Raw genomic sequence first — 21,077 nt, forward strand, 5'->3', positions numbered from 1 at the left:
GAAATTTTATTTTTTTGAATAGGGGGAAACAGGGGGCCGCTTGTCCTAGCGTAAACAACGTCTTTTAGCCATGAAACAAACTTTTCTTACACTTTCGGTTACCCTTGTTATCGCTTCTGCTCTTCAGTCCTGCGTGTATATCAATAAAGATGAAGACATTCCGCCACGGGGCGAAGCCACACGCACTTATGATTTCCGGAATTTCGACGAGTTGGAAATGAGTGACGCCATGCGGGTTCACGTCGTAGCCGGGCCGTCATTTAAAGTGTCTGCCACCGGCGAGCGGAACGACCTCGACGATCTGAATATATTCGTGCAGGACGGTAAGCTGACCGCCCGCTACAACAATTCATGGAGGAAGCGCCAAAGAATGGATATCAACATTACCATGCCTGATCTGGCCGAAGTCGACTTTTCGGGCGCGGTGAATGCAGAAATAGCGCGGTTTGAAAATCTGCCCAGCATTGAAATAGACCTCTCCGGGGCGTCGCAATGCGATTTCAACGGCAGTGGTACCACATTGAAGTTCGACATTAACGGGGCTTCACGGCTGAATGCTGTCGGTAAGATGAAATTTCTCGACGGAGAGGCTTCCGGTGCGTCACAGCTCAATGCATTCGACCTCGAAACAGAGGAGTCGGACCTGGATGTTTCCGGAGCCAGCAATGCGAAGGTTTGGGTGACGCGCCTGCTCGACGTTAAAGCTTCGGGGGCGAGTAATGTGCGGTACCGAGGTAACCCGAAAGTCGAAAAGGAAGTAACTGGTGGGAGTAGTGTCCGAGCTGATTAGCGTTTTCAGGGGATCATTCCATATTTAGCCCGGGCCTGTGCTTTCGACATGCCGTCGAAATGCCACCATTCCGTGGTATTGACCTTGAATCCCACCTGGGTCATCACTTTTCGCAAAAGCTGGCGGTTCTCGATTTGCCGGGCCGTCAGCTTTCCTTTTTTCAGCATTTCCTGCTCTGAGCGCGGATACGCCAGCGGCCCGAAAAAGTCGAATTTAGTGCCCATATCAAGCGGCTTACCGTTTTCGTCGACAACCGTAAGATCGATCGCACACCCGAAGTTGTGGTTAGACCCGATTTTAGGATCGGCCACGTATTGGGTTTTGCTTCGGGCCGGGATTTTCAAATGATCCAGTGCATTCCAAAGGTCATACTGGGCAGAATTGGGGCGTGCTGCATCGTACACGAGCAAGTGATAACCTGGTTTCTCCTTTTTCAGTAATGCGCTTGCTTTGGCAAGTCGTTTGGCCATTTCGGGTTGCAGGTACGCACGCGTAAGCTCGCCGTACACATCGCGCCCGATGAAGTTGTCGGTGGTCGAATATTTCAATTCAACCCTGATTTCAGGATCAATTTTTTGAACATCCACAAGGCCCCGGTCCACCATTTTTTGCTCGATAGCCGGAAGTGATTTCGACGACTGGGCGAAGGTCTGAGAAGCGGCGAAGCCTGTTAAAAGGAGGCAGAAGGCAGTTTTGAGCATAAAAAAATATCCTTGCAAAGGCTGCAAAGATATTCTTTTTGCTGAATTCGGAAGATGGGGCTAGTATCGTTTGATATTGATGCTGGTAAGCCCGCCTTCGTAATGCACAATGACTTTCTTCGTTGCGGTGTCGAAGTTCGAGGTGCGGTAGAGGCCGTCGCCGATTTTGCTCAATCCGTCCATGTTTTTAGCATTCAAAGCCCCGTCCATGCGCATTTCGCAGCCGATAGATTCAGGGATTTCGAGCGTTACCGATGCCACGCCCGCCTCGATATCGACGTTGGCAGTAGGCATTTTGTCACCGAGGCGGATATCCATATCGGCTACGCCGGTGCTCACTTTCAGTTTTTCAACCTTGTAATTACTGAAATCGAAATCACCTTTTCCGGCACCGATACCCAGGTCGATATTCCAGACGGGTTTTTCATTCAGATGAATCTTCGCCTGATTCGACATTTCCCCGTTTTTGATCTTCACATTACCTTCTTCCATTTTCAACGTAACCGATGCGGAGTTGTTCAGCTTGTTGACGGACGTATTGGACCGGAAACCAACAACTGTACTGGTGGTGGCTGCTTCGAATAGTTTAGCAGTATTACCATTCAGTGAAAAGGAACCTGCACCACCTTCGAGGTTGAAATTGGCTTTTTGGATAAAATCTTCCATTTCATAATTGTACGTGCCGTTGACAGGCCGGTCGCCTTCTTTCCAATGCTCTCTGCGATAATCACCGTCTTTTTCATCCTCGTTGTCGTCATTATCGTCGTCGTGGTGATAGCCGTATTCGTGATCGTCGTCATTATCTTCCCAGCCGAAGTTCCAGTTGTTGCCGTGGTCGTCGAATGCCTGGTGTGTTTTGTTGACCACACCTCCTAAAACGGCCAGGGTAATGAGCAGTGCTACAATACCGCCCGAACCGCGTTCCCGGCCTGCCGCCATGAGAATAGCACCGGCGATAATCAGCAGTACCGGCCAATAGGGTAGGATCAGGTCCCAATCGATATTCAGCAAATTCATGCTTCGAAGCAGCCAGATCACCCCGAGAATGACCAGCAAGCCACCCCAAACAATGCCACGTGAGTTTTTCATGATCTTATATGTTTGATCGGTTAGTACTGTCGGTATTCAGGAAGTTGCGCAACAGCAGCAAGCCGCCGGTCACGATCAGGATAATGGGCCAGAAGAAGCGGCCGAAGTCGAAAGCGGTGAGCTCTTCCACCAGGAACAGCGACCCGATGACAATGAGCATGACACCCCAGAAAATGTTTTTGAAATTCATGGCTTTATGGTTTATGGTACGATTCAGGAAGGTTAGTTGACTTTGATGACGTCGTCGTCACCATGGTCGGGCTTTTTCAATTCCGGATCTTCGGGAAAATGCGTTTCGGGCGAAGAGCTTGGCGTAAAAGGCGTGTAAGGCTGTGGATCGGGACCCGGATCTACCGGTTCCGCGGGCGGAGGCGTGGTAGGGTATACGGTCGATTTGTTTTCGGTCTCTTTGTCGCGCTGACGCAGGATCAGGAATGCCCCCACACCGATCAGCACGATAGGCCAGAAGTATTTTTTAAATGAGAACCAGAACGGCAGGTCGTCTACCAGCATCAATCCACCGAAAAAGATCAGCACGCCGCCCAGGATCATCATCGTCTGGTCAGACTTCTTTTTGTCGGACAGCGGGTCGGCCGGTCTCACAGGATCAGAACCGAATGCCGTATGGGTGGTATACACTTCGCCGGCAGGCCCGGTTGGCAGCACTGCCCACAGGATAATGTAAAGCAGTCCGGTCATTCCAAAGCCGGGAGGCAATATCGGCAGCGCCATAACGACGAAGATCACGCGGACGATTACGACGTCAATTTGCAGATACTGAGCGATTCCCGCACAAACTCCTCCGAAAACTGCCTGGTCAGGTATGCGATGCAATTTCTTTTCCATGATTAGTTTAGTATTTATTTGTAATCAAAGGTAGTAGGTAATGCAAGATACTGTAAACCGGAAAATTATTATCGGCGAAAGGGCGTGTTAAGCGGATATTTTTAGTGAGAATGTGATTTAAATGGATGAAAAACGGCCTTATTGCTCTTCAAGCGCTTCGAGAATGTCCATCATCGAGCCAAAATCCTTATAGCCGGGACGGATTTCCTCGCTGCCGCGCAATGCAATACCGATGTTTGGAAGCAGTTCGGTCAATGCGCTAACCGTAAACTCGTTGTCGAGCCCGAAGCCTACCAGCACAGGATAATCGGCTTCGACGGTGCTCAGCACCTGCATCCACGATTCGGACAGCTCCGCTTCATTGTCGCTTTCCAGGAGGAAATGGGTTACTTCGCCTTCGTAACGGCTCAGAATGGGAACGATTTCGTCCGCTTCATAAAGATCGACGCTCACGCGCAGCAGTAATGGCAAGCCAAGGTCAGTACGAAGATAATTAAGCAAACCGGGGTCGTTTACCTGCACCGCGTGCACCGGATATTCATTTAATGCGCTCAAAATCGCATCCGGATCGGTTTTCGCTGTTTCGGCTACCAACGTCACGCCGGCCAGCCAGGAGCAGATATCCTCGAATTTTTTGGGAGAAATATAATTGGGAGAATCTTCGTCAATAGAAAAACCAAGCATTTCAACACCCATTCCCGCACAATAGCGCGCGTCGGAGAGGTTGGTAACATTGCTGATTTTTACGGTTTTAGTAAGCATTGGGAATGTGCAAATGCGGAATCGGCGTCCGGTTGATCAAAAGTGATACCGCAAAATTAGGCAAAACCCGTAAAAGTCAGTCAATCTTTCCGGCATACAGTTGGTCGATCGGGAAAATGAGGTCCCAGTCTTTTCCCCAAACGATGTTGCCGCTTTCAATTTTGAATTTTTTGAAAAGGGCTAGTTTTTTGTACTTGCTATATACCGGATGGGTGAGCTTACTTAAAAAAGGGCCGAAGTCGACAGCTTGTTGAGTTTCGTCAGAAAAGCTGATTAGAATTTTATACTCATCTTGGTATTCGGCCGTAACAACTTTCACAAGCGTGTACTCACCGATATCAATCACGTCGTCATCACCTGCTTGGTCGAGAAGGGCTTTTAGTTGTTCACTTATGATAGGAACAATGGGGTAGGTGATTTTTTCATAAAGCTGTTGTTTGTGATATATCAGAATTGACATATTAAAACTAGCCAAAACGAAGCACAAAAAAAGACGGGCATTGCCAGCAATGATCAGCCGGTAATGCTCGTCATATCAAACGGTTATTTGGGAAACTTACTTCGCCGAAAACTTATACTTCGTAGTCGTTTTGTAAGTCTCGCCCGGGTTCAGCGTCGTGGTCGGGAACTGGGGCTGGTTCGGAGAATCGGGATAATGCTCGGTTTCGAGGCAGAGGCCGAAACGTTTCGAATAGGTGGCGCCTTTGCCCGTCAGCTTGCCATCGAGGAAATTACCGGTGTAGAATTGCACGCCGGGTTCGGTGGTGAAAACTTCCATTACGCGGCCGCTTTCAGGATCTTTTACAGTGGCGAACTGTACGAGACCATCGCCGCTGCGTTTCAGCACCCAGCAGTGGTCATAACCGCCGCCCGCTTTGATCTGCTCGTCTTCTACCTTATCAATACCTGCACCCACTTTGGTGGCCTTGCGGAAATCGAATGGCGTTCCCTCCACGGCGCGGAGCTTGCCTGTCGGGATGAGCGTGGTATCTACCGGCACGATGCTGTCCGATGCAATCGTCACTTCGTGGTCGAGAATATCGCGTTTCAGGCCGGTTAGGTTGAAATACGAATGGTTGGTCAGGTTCACCACGGTCGGTTTATCGGTCGACGCGGTGTAATCGATCGTCAATGCATTCTCGTTGTCGAGTGTATAAACGACTTTCACGGTCAGGTTACCAGGGTAGCCTTCTTCCATATCCTTGCTGGTGTATTCGAGTTGCAAGCCTACGATTGAATCCTGTTTGATTTCGGTCGCTTTCCAGATCACTTTATCGAAGCCTTTTGTGCCGCCATGCAGCGCATTTGGGCCATTGTTGATCGCCAGTGAGTACTCCTGTCCATTCAGTTTGAATTTGCCCTTCGCGATACGGTTGCCATAACGGCCTACCAACGCGCCGAAGAACGGGTGGCCGCTCAGATAAGGCGCGAGCGAGTCGAAGCCTAGTACCACATCCGCCCATTCACCGTTTTTGTCCGGTGCGGTGAGTTTGGTGATGATCCCGCCGTAGTTGGTGATGTTGACGGTCATGCCGTTGGCGTTGGTCAGTGTGTACAGGTCGGCCTGCTGGCCATCGGGGAGCTGCCCAAAAGCCTCTTTGGAAATAGTACTGATCATTTTTTCTTCATTCTTGGTTTTTGAGCAACTGAAAATGGCCAGGCCAACCAGCGCAGTGAGTAAAAAAGGGATTCTTCTCATGGTCAAAGGTTAAGAGTTTGCGTAAATGGTCAGATTATCCGAGGGCAATTTCCTCCGTGCCATCGGTGATTTTCACACGGTAGCAAGGCAGGTCAATTTTGTAGTTTTCTAGATAGGCTTGTTTCATTTTGGCTTCAAAAGCATCAACACCGTCTTTTTTCACCAGGTTAATGGTACAACCTCCAAAGCCGCCGCCCATCATGCGCGCGCCGAGCACGGAGTCGTCGTCCAATGTCTGGGCTACCAGGAAATCCAGTTCCGGGCAGCTTACTTCATATTCGTTTTGCAGCCCGAAGTGGGTAGCGTACATTTTTTTGCCAAAATCGGGGAGGTTGCCTTGCACGAGCAGATCGCAGGCATCCTGTACGCGCTGGATTTCCTCGGTCATGAACTTGGCGCGGCGGTAAACCACATCGCCCATCTCCGCTTTATGTGCTTCTACCAATGCAGGCGTCGCGTCGCGAAGGCTCAGGACTTTCGGGTCATATTGCTGCAAAATGGCGGTCGCTTTTTCGCATTCCTGCCGACGGGTGTTGTACTCGGAGCTGGCCAGCGAGTGTTTCACCATCGTGTCGCATAGCACGATCAGGTAATCGTCCATCGGGAACGGGAAGTACTCGTATTCGAGGGAGCGGCAGTCGAGGCGGATCACCGATTTTTCTTTGCCAAATGCCGAAGCAAACTGGTCCATAATGCCGCATTGCACGCCTACATACTCGTTTTCGGCCTTTTGTGACATCTTTACAATGCTGAAACGGTCGAGGTTCAAGCCGTAAATTTCATTCAGCGCAAACAACAAGCAGCATTCCAATGCCGCCGATGAAGAGAGCCCGGCACCTACCGGTACGTTGCCGCCAAATGCCGCCTGAAAACCGCCGATCTTCAAACCCTTTTTCTGGATTTGCTCCACAATACCGATCTGGTAGTGCGGCCATGACTTCTCAGGCTTGGAAAGGTCGTCGAGCGAAAACGAATAAGTCTGGTCGAGGTCCGCGGCGTAGAGAATTACCTGATCATCTTCGCGGGGAGCGATCACAAAATACACGGCCTTATCCACACTTGCGGGCAGTACGAAGCCATTGTTGTAGTCGGTATGCTCGCCGATGAGGTTAATGCGGCCCGGTGAGCGGAACACGCGCACGACTTCACGCGTGGCGGTTCCAAATTTCAAAAAATATTTATCCTGGATACCTTCTGCGATATCGGTTTCTGTCAGTAGCATTTCAGTTTCGGTCGGTTTAATATCCTTTTACAAGGGTCACTTCATTGGCGATTGCAGCGCCGCTTTGTATTGCAAAAATGTTGTTCAGAAATAAATCTACTTTACCCATGTGCTCATTTTTGTGTCCGCCGCCGGTATGCTGGGTCAGGATCACATTGTCCATTTGCCAAAGCGGGCTGGTAGCAGGTAACGGTTCGGTCTCCGTAACATCGAGCACTGCACCATCCAGTTTGCCCGACTTCAATGCGTCGATCAATGCATTTTCATCCGTAGTACTACCGCGTCCCACGCTCGCGTAAACGCTCCCGCCTTTCATGGCCGCGATAAACTCCGCGTTCACGAAATGCTGCGCGGTTCCCGGTAATGTGTTGATTACCACGTCTGCCTGCGGCAACGCATTGAAAAGATCCTCCTTGCTGCGGATATCGGCCTCTTGAGAAGTGCGCGCCATTAAATGCGTTGTACAGCCAAGCCCTTTCAGTATCGCATTTGTCGACTGTCCGATCGTTCCGGCGCCAAGTATGATCACAGTCTGTTTATACAAGATCTTCAACTCGGCCCGGAGCGGCGTGCCGATCCATTCCGTTTTTTGTTTCAAAAGCGTCAGTTTGTCGATGCCGCGGTACAATGCCAGCACACCGCCCACGATCGATTCGGCACAGGGACGTGCAAACCAGTCGCCCATATTGGCCGTTTTAACGTGGTCGGGAATGGCCACAGACGAGTATTGGTCGAACCCGGCGGAATCCAATTGCCAGAATTTCAGGTTGGCAGGAATGGTTTCGAACCAGGCAACCGGCGGGTTACCCAGAATGTAATCCGCGCTGGCAAACCAGGATTTAAGCTCCTCATTGCTGGTCGATTCGGTGCGGAAATGGATCTGATGCTGCGGGGTAAGTGCTTCGCTCAGTTTGGCATTGAGCGAGCCGTCGAGTATGGCGTGGCAGTATATGATCATCTATTGTTTTTGTTTTAAAGAAGCAAGGTAAAATGATTTACCTGTAATATCTGCTTATCAGACGGTGAAATAGGGCTTTATCCTCCACAAGGAAGGCATTTCAAATCTTTTTCAGGATTTTCCTGGCCCTCGACTGGAATGCCGCCGGCTCGTATTCTACCGATTCTTCCAGGAACACGCGAAGCTCTTTTTGAATCTCCGGGTAAATTTTGGACAGGTTGAATAGGATGGTCAGGCAAAACGTACGGATGGCGATGGCCAGCTGGCGGTTTGCGATAATACCAAACGCCGCGTCCATCAATTCTCCGTGAAATTCATCGGGGATGCTGATATCCTGCAAAATGCGCGCACTGTTGCGGATCACGGCGTCATGAATATCGGTGCGTTTCAGTTGGCTCACGAGCACGCCGATGTACGGGCGGATCAGTTCGGGGCGCTCGCGCGTGGCGATGCTCACGCTGTACGCGGCGCGTTGCGCGAGGCGGTATTCATCGGACTCGAAGCAATGCATCAAATGCCTGAATGCATCCTCGGAAGTACAGGCGTACATGGCCACTTCCGTCGCTTTCCGCTTCGACTGGTAGGGATCGGCCAGCAGTTCTTCTTTGATATTCATGATTTTGAAAGGTCTAAATGCAAATGCCCCACGTTTCGGCAGGGCATTCGCAGACATTACTTCTAGTGTGACCAATTATTTGATCTCACCCACCATGTCTTCGGGTTTCACCCATGCGTCAAACTCTTCCGGCGTCAGGTAACCCAGCGCAACAGCCGTTTCTTTGAGCGTAGAGCCGTTTTTGTGAGCGGTCTGCGCGATTTCGGCAGCTTTATAGTAACCGATTTTGGTATTCAAAGCGGTAACCAGCATGAGCGAGTTGTTCACGTGCTTCTTGATATTCTCGTGCAGAGGCTCGATACCCACCGCGCAATTGTCGTTGAACGAAACGCACACATCGCCGATCAAACGGGCAGAATGCAGGAAGTTGTAAGCCATCAAAGGTTTGAAAACGTTCAGCTCGAAATGGCCGTTGGAACCACCGATGCCGATCGCTACGTCGTTACCCATCACCTGAGCTGCTACCATGGTCATGGCTTCGCATTGGGTCGGGTTCACTTTACCCGGCATAATGGAGCTTCCCGGTTCGTTATCAGGAATGTGGATCTCGCCGATACCCGAGCGCGGGCCCGACGACAGCATGCGAATGTCGTTGCCGATCTTCATCAAGCTCACCGCAACGGTTTTCAATGCGCCGTGCGCTTCCACGATTGCATCGTGTGCAGCAAGCGCCTCGAATTTGTTTTCAGCTGTAATGAACGGCAGGCCTGTCAATGCAGCGATGTGACGTGCTACATTCTCAGAATATCCCGGAGGGGTGTTAATGCCCGTTCCGACCGCAGTACCGCCCAATGCAAGTTCTGAAAGGTGCGCCAGTGTATTGTGAATGGCTTTCAGACCGTGATCAAGTTGGGAAGCATAGCCGGAAAACTCCTGCCCCAAAGTGAGCGGCGTGGCGTCCATGAAGTGCGTACGGCCGATTTTAACTACATTTTTAAATGCTTCCGATTTCGCTTTCAGCGTATCGCGCAGCTTGGTAATGCCCGGGATCGTTACGTCGACCAGGATTTTGTAAGCCGCAATGTGCATTGCGGTAGGGTAGGTGTCGTTCGATGACTGCGACTTGTTCACGTCGTCGTTCGGATGCAAAAATTTGGTTTTATCCGCCAGGTCGCCACCTTGCAGCACGTGCCCGCGGTAGGCGATCACCTCGTTGCAGTTCATGTTCGACTGCGTTCCCGAGCCGGTTTGCCATACTACCAATGGGAACTGGTCGTCGAGCTGGTCGGTCAGGATTTCGTCGCAAACTTTGCCGATGAGGTCGCTTTTTTCCTGTGGCAGAATGCCCGCTTCGAAATTGGTGATAGCGGCCGCTTTTTTTAGGTATGCGAAGGCCTTAATGATCTCCTTCGGCATTTTATTGATATCCTGTGCGATAGGAAAGTTCTGGATCGAGCGTTGCGTCTGGGCGCCCCAGTATACATGGGCAGGGACCTGCACTTCGCCCATCGTGTCTTTTTCTATACGATATTCCATTTTTGAAGTAGAATGATAATGTAATTGAACAATGTGCGGTAAAGTTAGGATCGGGTTTGCAGTTTCTGGAGTTTTTTATGGATAAATGTTCATGTCTGAAAAAAGAATGTTTAGATTGACCGCCCGAGATCCTAAACACCGCTTTTCATGACACCCAAAATCAGTATTTATCCCGACTATGCGCTCATGAGTTCCGCCGCTGCCGAGCGCGTGATCGACCTGATGAACCATAAACCCGCGGCAGTGATATGCTTTCCCTCAGGCAGCAGCCCCAAAGGCATGTTCGATGCATTGGTAGCCGCTAACCAGAACGGCCGGGTTGATTTCTCCAAATGCATTTTCATTGGCCTCGACGAGTGGATTGGCCTTGGCGCCGGCGATGACGGCAGCTGCCGCGACCTGCTCGACCGCGATTTTCTGAAACCCGTTGGCCTCCGCCCAGACCAAATCGTCTTTTTCGACGGCAAGGCATTCGACCCGCAAGCGGAATGCGATCGTGTTAATAAAGTAGTGGAAAGCCTCGGCGGCCTCGATCTCATTATATTGGGTGTAGGCATGAACGGCCATCTCGCCCTCAACGAGCCTGGTACTTCCTGGGACACCTACGCGCATATTTCCGAGCTCGATCCGGTAACCGTGGAAGTCGGTCAAAAGTATTTCAACCAGCCGACAACACTCACGCGCGGCATTACTGTCGGTATCCGGCATATTCTCGAAGCGCGCTCGGCGATCCTGCTCGCTTCCGGCCGTGCAAAAGGCCCGGTTATCCAGCGCGCGCTGGCGTTTCCTGTTTCAAAAGACTTCCCGGCGACGGTTTTGCAGAATCATTTGAATGCGGAGTTTATATTGGATGCGGATGCTGCGGGAGTGATTTCTTAGCAGATACGAAATCACTTTTGATAGTATTGATTTTACCTCAAATCAGATATTTTATCCTGCCGAAACCCTAATTCTTCCTTACTTCACTTAATTCAATACCCCATTTACAGCCGAATCCCCCATACGCCTAAATTTGACGCAGTTCTTTGTGAACGCCCGTCAATCGGGGTGATGGTTTTTGCCTTTGGTACCCTCAGCCAAAATACAGCAAAACAAAAAGGAACCGTGTGCAATTCACGGGCAGTCGTGCTACTGTAAGTATCCGCTCTGAGCATTCAGGGCCTGTTTTTACCCTCGCGTCCCATTGCGGCGCTCCGGCGCAGCGAGAAGGGCGGTAAAAATGATACGAGCCAGGAGACTTGCCATCATCCTCAATGGCTTTTCCCTCACGGGTGGGGAGCAGTCAAGCATTGATTTACCACATTTTATTGCAGTACCACAGGCTTCCCGGCTGGTTCGGGGGAACTGTATCTGTTCGTTTCGCAGGGTAGCCACGTGTTGCTGCGATGGGATGAAGTACCGGCCAACGTCCGCAACTGGCGTTTGCAGGGATGGGAGGGTGTTTTCACAGGGTTTTTATTAACTCTTTAAACACAAAAAGTATGTTGTCACACAACCTCGGCTACCCGCGCGTGGGAAGCCTCCGCGAACTCAAAAAGGCCAACGAACAATTCTGGGCCGGTACGATCGACCGCGACGCATTGCAGAAGACCGCCCGCAAAATCCGCCACCAGAACTGGGAAACGCAGCAAAATGCAGGCATTGGTCTTATCCCCTCTAACGACTTTTCGCTCTACGACCACGTGCTCGACACATCGCTGATGGTGGGGGCTATTCCTGAGCGATACCACCAGCTCGTCGACGGGAAATCCAACAAGGAGCTCGACCTCTATTTCGCCATGGCCCGCGGTTACCAGAAGAACGGGTTGGATATTAATGCGATGGAAATGACGAAATGGTTTGATACCAACTACCATTACCTGGTTCCGGAGTTTGTGAAGGGCCAGAAGTTCAAGCGGTATTCCGAAAAGGTTTTGCTGGAATTTGAAGATGCATTACAAAAAGGTATCCTCACAAAGCCTGTGCTGCTAGGGCCGGTTACGTATTTGCTTTTGGGTAAGGAAAAAGAGGTCGGTTTCGATCGCATCGATCTGTTGGATAGTCTTTTACCTGTTTATATATCCATATTAAAAGAGCTTTCGGCAAGAGGTGCCGAATGGGTGCAGCTCGATGAGCCGGGGTTAGTATTGGATTTGAATGAAAAGGAAAAACTGGCATTTCTGAGCGCATACAATCAGATCCGGGAGGCTCTTCCGAAGCTGCGGATCCTGGTAACGACCTACTTCGGGCCGCTGGAAGATAATCTCGCGATTGCTACCGCATTGCCGGTGGACGGATTACATATCGATTTGACGCGCGGCGCGGAGACGTTATCCCAAATTCTGGCGGATGAAGCATTTGTGTCCTCGACCAAAAAGCTTTCGTTGGGCGTTGTCGATGGCCGGAATATCTGGAAGAACGACTATCGGAAGTCGCTGGAATGGATTCAAACCACGGTAACTGTGTTGGGAGAGGACCGGGTGCTGGTGGCACCGTCGTCGTCGTTGCTGCATAGCCCCTATGATCTGGATCTTGAAAAGAACGAAGCGGTACTGACGCCGGAAATCAAAAATTGGCTGGCATTTGCAAAACAAAAACTGAATGAGGTGACCACATTGGCAAGGCTTGCCACGATCAATTATGCTGGTGACAACGCATTTCTGGATAATCAGAAAGCCATTGAGAGTCGGCGCACATCGGCATTGATCCACAAGCAGGCAGTGAAGTCGCGGGTTAGGGAAGTCCGCGAACCGGATTTTGATCGACAGAATGCATTCGCGATCAGGCAGGCCATTCAATTGGAAAAATTGAAACTGCCATTATTCCCGTCGACAACGATCGGCTCTTTCCCACAGACCGATGAAGTAAGGCAGCTTCGTGCGCAGTTCAAAAAGGGTGCATTGACGCCGGAAGAGTATGAAACCCGCATTCGCGAGGAAATCGTCGATTCATTGCGCTGGCAGGAGGACCTGGGAATAGATGTGCTGGTGCATGGCGAATTCGAGCGAAATGATATGGTCGAGTATTTCGGCGAACAGCTTTCGGGTTTTGTATTTACCCAAAATGGCTGGGTGCAGAGCTACGGCAGCCGGTGTGTGAAGCCGCCGATCATTTACGGCGATGTGGAACGTGAAGAGCCGATGACGGTAAAATGGTCGGCTTTTGCGCAAGCTAACTCCGAAAAACTCGTGAAAGGCATGCTCACAGGCCCGGTAACGATCCTGCAATGGTCGTTCGTGCGGGATGACCAGCCGAGAAAAGACACCACATTCCAGATCGCGCTCGCTATTAGGGACGAGGTGGTGGATCTGGAAAAGGCGGGTATCAAGGTCATTCAAATCGACGAGCCGGCGATCCGGGAAGGGTTGCCGTTGCGTAAACATGCCTGGCAAAGCTACCTGAAATGGGCTGTGGACGCATTCCGCCTCAGTGCCGCAGGCGTGGCCGACCAGACGCAGATCCATACGCATATGTGCTATTCGGAGTTTAACGACATCATCGATTCCATCGCCGCTATGGATGCCGATGTGATTACGATCGAGACATCACGTTCGCAAATGGAGTTGCTCGACGCGTTCGCGCAGTTCAATTATCCGAACGAAATCGGCCCCGGGGTGTACGATATTCATTCGCCCCGTGTGCCGACTGTGGATGAAATGATCCTCTTACTGGAAAAGGCGTTGAAGGTAATCCCGGCGCGGAATCTGTGGGTGAACCCCGACTGCGGATTGAAGACCCGCAAGTGGCCGGAAACTGAAGCCGCTTTGCGTAACATGATTTCTGCGGCTAACTTGCTGCGCGAATCGGTCGAAGTCGCAAACTCGTAGCGTAGTTTGTCAGGCGTTGTCAAGTGTGGTCAGGTGTTGTCAAGTGTGGTCATGTGTTGTCAAGTGTGGTCATGGGTGGTCATGTGTTGTCATGTATGGTCAGATATTGTCTTGTGCATTAATCAGAAATGACAACGCCTGACCATTAATGACTATACCTGACCATTCTTGACAACACCTGACAACACCTGACTATTCATGACAACACTTGACCACAAATGACAATACCTGACTACGAATGACAATACCTGACAATAAATGACCATACCCGACCGACGCCAGTACCATTAAAACGTTTCATTTTGACACTCGAAGAAAAAATCACCGCCTCGGAAACCCGCGTTTTTAAAACCGTTTTCCCTAATAACACCAATCATTACGACACTCTTTTCGGCGGTACGGCGCTGTCGATGATGGATGAAGTTGCTTTCATCGCTGCCACACGGTTTTCACGGTTGCGATGTGTAACGGTATCGTCCGACCGTATCGATTTCACACACCCCATTCCCGCGGGGACCATTATCGAGCTGGTGGGGCGCGTCGAGACCGTCGGAAATACCAGTATGAAGGTTCGCGTCGATATTTTTGTGGAAAAGATGTACGAGGTAAGCCGGGAGAAAGCGGTGACCGGGATATTTACCTTTGTGGCGCTCGATGAGCACCATAAGCCTACCAAAATTGTATAATTTATCATACGGCACCGAATTGTGTGGCAAATCAGCAGCACATTCGAAGTGGTTCATAATTAATCATTTAAATACGGGGCCGTCGTGTAATCTGTTAACATTTCATTATCCGCGCTATTTATTTGATTGATTCCGAACCGTTTAATAACATTATAGGGGTAATTAGCCGACGGTGCCCGGTTGCAGCCTTGTTCAAAATGCTTATCTTGCACGCCTTTTGAACGGTGTAAGACAAAACTGTACACATTATTCTAATCACGCTTTAATGAAAATTTTAGGTATCTCGGCTTTCTATCATGATTCGGCCGCGGCTCTTATAGATAATGGCGAAATTGTTGCCGCAGCACAGGAAGAGCGTTTTACACGCAAGAAGCACGACCCCGGTTTTCCCTCCAATGCAGTTGCGTTTTGCCTTGAATACGGCGGTTTGTCCATTAACGAGCTCGATGCAATCGTCTTTTACGACAAACCACTTCTCAAATTTGAAAGACTCCTCGAAACCTACTACGCATTTGCGCCCAAGGGCGTACGGTCGTTCCTGACTGCGATGCCCGTGTGGATCAAGGAAAAGATGTTCCTGAAACGGCTCATCAACGAAGAGCTGGAAAAGCTGGGCTACGATAAAAAGAAGAAAAAGGTGAAAATGCTCTTCCCCGAGCACCACCTCTCACACGCTGCCAGCGCATATTATCCTTCGCCTTACGAAAAATCGGCGATCCTGACGATCGATGGAGTGGGAGAATGGGCGACGGCGTCGATTTGTCTCGGCGAAGGAAAAGATATCAGCATTCTCAAAGAACTGCGCTTCCCGCATTCGCTCGGGTTGCTTTATTCCGCATTTACCTACTTCCTGGGTTTCCGCGTAAACTCGGGAGAATACAAGCTGATGGGCCTCGCGCCGTACGGTGATCCTTCGTCGCCGGACATTAAGCGTTACGAAGAAATTATCCTGAAAGACCTCATTGACCTGAAAGAAGACGGTTCGGTTTGGCTTAACCAGGAGTATTTCGACTATGCTACCGGCCTGAAAATGGTGAATGAGCATAAGTGGGAGGCCTTGTTCGGATTCAAAACCCGGAGGCCCGAGGATGCGCTCGAGGCGGTGCATTGTAACCTCGGCCTCGCGATCCAGAATATCACGGAAGAAGCAGTGGTGAGAATGGCCAAAGAAGCCAAACGCCTCACCGGTGCCGATTACCTGTGTATGGCCGGCGGTGTGGCATTGAACTGCGTATCCAACGGTAAGCTGCAAAAAGCGAACATTTTTAAAGACATCTTCATCCAGCCGGCTGCCGGTGATGCGGGAGGTGCGCTGGGTGCGGCACAAGCTGCATACCATATTTATTTTGGTCAGGACAGGAAGATCACCTGGACGGCCGACGCCATGCGCGGATCCTACCTGGGGCCTACATTCTCCGACCTCGACGTGGCGCTCACGGCGAAGAAGTACAAGGCTGTTTATACGCATTACGAGAACTTCAAAGACCTCACGCAAGAAGCTGCAAGGCTGTTGTCGGAAGGCAATGTGGTAGGCTGGGTGCAGGGTCGGATGGAGTTCGGGCCGCGTGCATTGGGTGGTCGAAGCATTTTGGGCGATCCCCGGAATGCCGAAATGCAGAAAAAACTCAATTTGAAGATCAAGTACCGCGAATCGTTCCGGCCGTTTGCGCCTTCGGTACTGGCGGAGGATTGCCAGGATTATTTCGATTACGACGGTATTTCACCTTATATGCTCCTGGTGCATCCGGTGGCGGAAAGCCGCAGAAAGCCGGTACCGGCGAATTACGGCTCGCTGGATTTGCGCGAAAAACTCTACTTCGAGCGCTCCGACCTGCCTTCGATCACCCACATCGATTACTCGGCACGTATCCAGACGGTACACAAGGAAACCAATCCGCGTTACTACGACCTGATCGACTCGTTCAAGGCATTGACGGGCTACGCGGTGATCGTGAATACGAGTTTCAACGTACGCGGGGAGCCGATCGTGTGCACGCCGAATGATGCATATCGCTGCTTCATGCGCACGGAAATGGATTATCTCGTAGTAGGGAACTATATTTTTGACAAAAAGCAGCAGCCCGAATGGCTGGAAAAAGATAACTGGAAGGAAGAATTCGTTCTTGACTAATCCATTATTTATAGCGCACCCAAACTGATGGCATCTAAAATTGTTACCAGCATTATCCGCATCCTTTTTCTGGGATTGCTGTTTATGTTCCTGTTCTACCCGGACAAGTTTCACATCAAATTCGATTATCCGGGTTACCCTCAGAGCGATAGCTGGCACGTACGTCTGGCCAAATTTGCATTCTGGTTTTTACTGATCATCGAGATCCTGCGCATTTTCTATTATGGCGTAGTAAAAAGCAAGGCCAAGGGGCTGGTTGCCAATATCGTAACGATCATTACGCCGCTGGTCGTCGTGTTGATTTTCCTTGAAATCGTGTTCATGTACGTGCCGCAAAGCCATGAGGGCGTGCTTTCGAAAGCATCGCAGATCTGGTGGGAAAAATACTGGCACCCGGTGAATGCGCTCGGTTATCACGATAAGGAAGTCCAGAATGAGCCGGGCAAGAAGAAAGTTCTCGTCATCGGTGATTCATTTGCGGCAGGGCATGGTTTGAAAGATGTGAATGAGCGTTTTTCGAATATGCTCGAAGCTAAACTTGGGCCGGATAAATACACGATTTACAACCTTGGAATGTCGGGCGCGGACACGCGTGACGAGGTGAAACGGTTGCAGGATTTTCCTGTAAAACCCGATATCATTATTCTGGAATATTTTCCGAATGATATCGAAAAGGTAGGTCGCGAAAAAGGTCTCACCCTGACTGGTGCAGAACCTTATGCCGACCTGAAAGGCCCGATGGCGACGATTGTAAAACGCTTCTATTTGCCGAATTTCATTTACTGGCAACTACCGCACACCGGTTTCAGCACTTTTGAGAAATTTGTGCAAACCGCCTACACCGACACCACAGTACTAAATGCGCATTTGCGGGACCTTTCCGGAATGCTCGCTTACCGCGACAGTACGAAAGCGCAGATGTACGCCGTTTTCATTCCGTTCCTGTTTCAGGTCGATAAAAGTGCGGGGTATACCAAGCCGGTGGAAGACTACCTGAAAGCCAATAATGTGACGGTAGTGGGGATCAACGACGGGGTGGTTAAAATTCCGGAAAAAGAGCGTGTTGTGGGCAAGAACGACGGCCACGGCAGCGCAACCCTCAACCAGCTGATAGCCGACAGGCTTTACCAGGCAATGGGCAAACGATAACTCAGAATTAACGGGTTAGAAGTGTGCAGAAAAGTAATTAAGTTCTAAATTTGAATTTTTAAACACTCTATAAGATGGATTTCTTAACTGATTTATTTGCATTTATGAAGGAGCGTAAGAAATGGTGGCTCGCTCCTGTGATCATCGTTCTGCTTCTGATCGGCGTATTGATCGTGATTGGTGGTGGTTCGGCTGTTGCGCCTTTCATCTACACTTTGTTCTGATTTCTTTCAGCACAACGCAGATCAATCCGGTTCTTGTCTGAAACTTCGCCCGGCAGCAATGCAGAACGCATTGCTGCCTATAACATACTACTTTATTAAAATGAGTGAATCAGAAAAAATTAAAGCGCAGCTGGTGATCGTCACCGGGCTTGTGGTGCTATACTTCATTTTTAAATCGCAATATCCCTATTTCCTGATCGCTGCCGCTGTGATAGGCGTATGCAGTCTGGCTATCCCGGTTTTTGGTGATCTGGTGGTGAAAGGCTGGTACAAGATCGCGGAAGTACTGGGTGCGATTAACGGTAAAATCCTTTTGTCGCTGGTATTCTTCGTCGTTTTGTTCCCTGTTGCGGTCATTGCCAAGCTTACCAAGAAAAACCCGCTTCATTTGAAGAAAGAAGATACGGATAGCGTGTTTACGGAAAGAAACCACAAATACTCGGCGAAGGACCTGGAACAGGTCTGGTAATGCCGGAAAGTGAAATATTTAAATGCAAAAAAAAGGCCTGTTATCAGGCCTTTTTTTTGCGGCATGCGCGTTCGTAGAGCAGTTGAAGCATACCGTCTTTCAGGCCCAGGTCGGGTACGTGAATGACGTCTGCGCCTGCCCAGCGCATTGCGGAAGTATAAATGTCGCCCGCAGGTACGATTACGTCCGCGCGGTCGGGGTTCAGTTGCAGTTTATTAATGCGGTCGGCGAGAGAGAACTGATCGATGTAATCCCGCATCCGCTGGATTTCTTCGAGGCTGGTGGAGCTTTCGGTGAGTTTGGAAGAGAGATCGAAGAGCTTATTGATATTACCTCCCGTTCCCACCGCTTGAATAGGCTGGCTGTAATCGACATTCTGGTTGATCCATTCCTTGATTTTCAGCCAGGCATTTTTGGATTCTTTTCCTTCCAAAAGGCGAACAGAACCCAGCTTGAACGATTTGGCCTTAATCTTCTGCCTATCCTGATACAAGTTCAACTCGGTACTGCCGCCGCCTACATCAATGTGGATGTATTGGCCGTCTCCCAGCGATTGCACCACGACATTGTTCACCAATTCGGCTTCTTTTTGTCCGTCGATGATCTGGATATGGATGCCGGTGCGGGTCTCGATGTGGTCACGGACTTCCTGCCCATTGGCTGCTTCGCGCATGGCGGATGTGGAGCAGGCCATAAAGTCATCGACCTCGTGGAGTTCCATCAGCAACTGGTAAGCCAGCATGAGCTTCATCATGCGGTCTTCGCTTTGCGGGGTAATGCGTCCCTGGGTAAAAACGTCGTGTCCGAGGCGAAGCGGGAACCGGACATATTCGACCTTCTTGAAACGGGAAATGCCTTCGTCATGCAAGACGGATGAGATCTGCATACGGGCACCATTGGAACCGATATCTATGGCTGCGAATTTCAAAAGCTCGTCTAGTAGGGGAGTTAATAAAGGCCAAAAATAAAATTTCGCGGACAAGTTTCAATATCCTGCCCGCGAAACTTCATAGGGAAAAGCTACATTTGACGGCCTATCTGGTACAATAGCTTCACTTTCACCCCGGGACCCGCGCTCTGCCTGAGTGGTGAAAGCGGTTTGAAATAGTTGACCCAGTAACCTTCGGCCTGCACCACGATCGGGTGCCACGATTTCTCGATTCCCACGGCGAAATTCATCGAAGTAATAGGGGAAACGTCTCCTTTTTTGGTGAAGCTCTGACTGAAAAATTCATTTTTGGGCCCGCGGCAATCGTATGAAATTGTCTCTTTGGACGACACTTTGAAGTTTGTCCCGACACTTGCATAATAGGCCCAATCGTCCTTGATCGTATTGCGGAATGCCAGTGTAAGTGGTATCTGAACCACATTCTGGTCAATTTTGATATTATACAATTGAAAAATGAGCGGGACCTGTCCCGGGTGTGTCTCCTTGAAATCAGCGCGGGCCTTGGTTCTGAACACCGTTTCGGTGAAGAATTCAGCCGGTTTTACTTTCAACCAGGTAATGCCTGCCGCGATCGAGAATTTCTTTTTGATAATCACCTCTCCCAGTACTGTTTTACCCTGGCCGTTGCCCTCGATCTGGTAACCTGCACCGAAGCGGTAAGGCGTTTTCAAAGGCAATTTTGGAATGACACTTTCCGTCTGGGCAACCTGTTCCGTCTTTTTGGTATTTACTGGTGCCTTGGCAATTTGCATATTATTGGCAAAGAGAGCCTTTTGCACTTGCCGTGCCGTAAGCTTGCTGGCCAGCTCATAATGCATTTTCCGTTGAAGGGAAATGCCGGCGTGCATTTCAACCGGATTACTGATGGAGGCAATGCTGAATTCACTGCCGAATGTTTTGCCGGCGGCCACATTGGAAGGTGTTTTCGGCATTTGACCCGCATTAGCATCTATGGTGTTCGCGTTGCCCGCAGCATTCGGTCCTGTGATGATTGCTTCTTTGGCAGGCTGAGCCGCTGCCAGCGATTCACTGGATTTGTCGGCCTGGTAGGTTACTTTTTTACGCGTATTAGCCGGATCCGGGATGTTTTCGACGGCTCCGGGTTCCGCGTTAGAAGTCGAACGTACCGGCTCAGTATCGGCCAGATTGATCTGACCCAAATCCTGCTGTACACCATTTTGGGACAAGTTTCGGCGGTAATTCAGAGGCTGCAACGAAGCCTGAAGGCTCTGTCCGTCCGGTGCGGTTTGCAGGACGTACACAGTGTCGGCCTTCGCAACAGGCGCCGGCTGGTTGCGGATCAGCTCGATCTGACTCTGGAGATTCTTTACATCCCGCACGAGATGGTCGTTCTGAGAGAGCTGGTTGACGTACATATATGCCATCACCGACGTCACTGAGGCGGCGGCGGCGTACCCGATCCACGAACCGTATTGTTGCAAGAAAGACGGAGGCGTGTGCGTCTGCATGTATTTTTGCATACGGGCCCAGTCCTGCTCTTGAA

Annotated in this window: 21 protein-coding genes and 1 riboswitch; of the genes, 8 read left to right on the forward strand and 13 right to left on the reverse strand. The window is 50.3% G+C overall.

Annotated features, from left to right (window positions below; genetic code table 11):
* The first annotated feature begins 70 nt into the window (after positions 1-70).
* Entirely contained in the window at positions 71-790 is a 720-nt protein-coding gene (locus CLV60_RS19775; protein ID WP_106597092.1) for a head GIN domain-containing protein, read from the forward strand.
* A gap of 5 nt (positions 791-795) precedes the next feature.
* On the opposite strand, the gene CLV60_RS19780 is transcribed toward CLV60_RS19775, so the two are convergent.
* From CLV60_RS19780 to fumC, 11 genes are all read right to left on the reverse strand, one after another.
* Positions 796-1,491: a M15 family metallopeptidase gene (locus tag CLV60_RS19780; protein ID WP_106597196.1), complete on the reverse strand. Its 696-nt coding sequence runs from the start codon at positions 1,489-1,491 to the stop codon at positions 796-798.
* A 60-nt stretch (positions 1,492-1,551) separates the two neighbouring features.
* Entirely contained in the window at positions 1,552-2,580 is a 1,029-nt protein-coding gene (locus tag CLV60_RS19785) for a toast rack family protein (RefSeq protein ID WP_106597093.1), read from the reverse strand.
* Positions 2,581-2,584: 4 nt separating this feature from the next.
* Positions 2,585-2,770 (reverse strand): LiaI-LiaF-like domain-containing protein, encoded by a 186-nt coding sequence (locus CLV60_RS19790; RefSeq protein ID WP_106597094.1) that lies wholly within the window; start codon positions 2,768-2,770, stop codon positions 2,585-2,587.
* A gap of 32 nt (positions 2,771-2,802) precedes the next feature.
* A complete protein-coding gene (locus tag CLV60_RS19795) occupies positions 2,803-3,426 on the reverse strand; it encodes a PspC domain-containing protein (protein ID WP_106597095.1) in 624 nt (207 codons plus the stop codon).
* A gap of 138 nt (positions 3,427-3,564) precedes the next feature.
* On the reverse strand, positions 3,565-4,188 hold the full coding sequence (locus tag CLV60_RS19800) for a hypothetical protein (RefSeq protein ID WP_106597096.1): 624 nt from the start codon (positions 4,186-4,188) through the stop codon (positions 3,565-3,567).
* A 76-nt stretch (positions 4,189-4,264) separates the two neighbouring features.
* Positions 4,265-4,648, reverse strand: a complete 384-nt coding sequence (locus CLV60_RS19805; RefSeq protein ID WP_106597097.1) for a DUF2442 domain-containing protein — start codon at positions 4,646-4,648, stop codon at positions 4,265-4,267.
* 96 nt (positions 4,649-4,744) lie between these two features.
* Positions 4,745-5,887 carry an aldose epimerase family protein gene (locus tag CLV60_RS19810; RefSeq protein ID WP_106597098.1) on the reverse strand — a complete coding sequence of 381 codons (1,143 nt, stop codon included), beginning with the start codon at positions 5,885-5,887 and terminating at the stop codon, positions 4,745-4,747.
* Between the two features lie 34 nt (positions 5,888-5,921).
* Positions 5,922-7,109, reverse strand: coding sequence for a galactokinase (locus tag CLV60_RS19815; protein ID WP_106597099.1), 1,188 nt, complete (start codon positions 7,107-7,109; stop codon positions 5,922-5,924).
* Positions 7,110-7,125: 16 nt separating this feature from the next.
* Positions 7,126-8,067, reverse strand: a complete 942-nt coding sequence (locus tag CLV60_RS19820; RefSeq protein ID WP_106597100.1) for a D-2-hydroxyacid dehydrogenase — start codon at positions 8,065-8,067, stop codon at positions 7,126-7,128.
* A 100-nt stretch (positions 8,068-8,167) separates the two neighbouring features.
* Positions 8,168-8,683, reverse strand: a complete 516-nt coding sequence (locus CLV60_RS19825; protein WP_106597197.1) for a HEAT-like fold family protein — start codon at positions 8,681-8,683, stop codon at positions 8,168-8,170.
* A gap of 75 nt (positions 8,684-8,758) precedes the next feature.
* On the reverse strand, positions 8,759-10,159 hold the full coding sequence (fumC, locus tag CLV60_RS19830) for a class II fumarate hydratase (protein ID WP_106597101.1): 1,401 nt from the start codon (positions 10,157-10,159) through the stop codon (positions 8,759-8,761).
* 147 nt (positions 10,160-10,306) lie between these two features.
* On the opposite strand from fumC, the gene CLV60_RS19835 reads away from it, so the two are divergent.
* From CLV60_RS19835 to CLV60_RS19860, 7 genes are all read left to right on the forward strand, one after another.
* The gene (locus tag CLV60_RS19835; protein WP_106597102.1) at positions 10,307-11,038 is read left to right on the forward strand and encodes a glucosamine-6-phosphate deaminase; all 732 of its coding nucleotides are present in this window, start codon (positions 10,307-10,309) and stop codon (positions 11,036-11,038) included.
* A 159-nt stretch (positions 11,039-11,197) separates the two neighbouring features.
* A riboswitch (cobalamin riboswitch) is annotated at positions 11,198-11,419 on the forward strand.
* Positions 11,420-11,640: 221 nt separating this feature from the next.
* Complete coding sequence (gene metE, locus CLV60_RS19840; protein ID WP_106597103.1) at positions 11,641-13,965, forward strand: 5-methyltetrahydropteroyltriglutamate--homocysteine S-methyltransferase; 2,325 nt, start codon at positions 11,641-11,643, stop codon at positions 13,963-13,965.
* Between the two features lie 302 nt (positions 13,966-14,267).
* A complete protein-coding gene (locus CLV60_RS19845; RefSeq protein WP_106597104.1) occupies positions 14,268-14,651 on the forward strand; it encodes an acyl-CoA thioesterase in 384 nt (127 codons plus the stop codon).
* Between the two features lie 265 nt (positions 14,652-14,916).
* Positions 14,917-16,782 (forward strand): carbamoyltransferase family protein, encoded by a 1,866-nt coding sequence (locus CLV60_RS19850; protein ID WP_106597105.1) that lies wholly within the window; start codon positions 14,917-14,919, stop codon positions 16,780-16,782.
* 27 nt (positions 16,783-16,809) lie between these two features.
* Positions 16,810-17,931: an SGNH/GDSL hydrolase family protein gene (locus CLV60_RS19855; protein WP_106597106.1), complete on the forward strand. Its 1,122-nt coding sequence runs from the start codon at positions 16,810-16,812 to the stop codon at positions 17,929-17,931.
* Positions 17,932-18,005: 74 nt separating this feature from the next.
* Positions 18,006-18,155 carry a DUF5989 family protein gene (locus tag CLV60_RS34285; protein ID WP_015812275.1) on the forward strand — a complete coding sequence of 50 codons (150 nt, stop codon included), beginning with the start codon at positions 18,006-18,008 and terminating at the stop codon, positions 18,153-18,155.
* Positions 18,156-18,255: 100 nt separating this feature from the next.
* The gene (locus CLV60_RS19860) at positions 18,256-18,624 is read left to right on the forward strand and encodes an SxtJ family membrane protein (RefSeq protein WP_106597198.1); all 369 of its coding nucleotides are present in this window, start codon (positions 18,256-18,258) and stop codon (positions 18,622-18,624) included.
* 43 nt (positions 18,625-18,667) lie between these two features.
* On the opposite strand, the gene CLV60_RS19865 is transcribed toward CLV60_RS19860, so the two are convergent.
* Positions 18,668-19,552: a Ppx/GppA phosphatase family protein gene (locus CLV60_RS19865; protein ID WP_106597199.1), complete on the reverse strand. Its 885-nt coding sequence runs from the start codon at positions 19,550-19,552 to the stop codon at positions 18,668-18,670.
* Between the two features lie 92 nt (positions 19,553-19,644).
* Positions 19,645-21,042 (reverse strand): hypothetical protein, encoded by a 1,398-nt coding sequence (locus CLV60_RS19870; protein ID WP_229211055.1) that lies wholly within the window; start codon positions 21,040-21,042, stop codon positions 19,645-19,647.
* Positions 21,043-21,077 lie beyond the last annotated feature (35 nt).

It is taken from the genome of Dyadobacter jiangsuensis, assembly GCF_003014695.1.
Taxonomy (GTDB): Bacteria; Bacteroidota; Bacteroidia; order Cytophagales; family Spirosomataceae; genus Dyadobacter; species Dyadobacter jiangsuensis.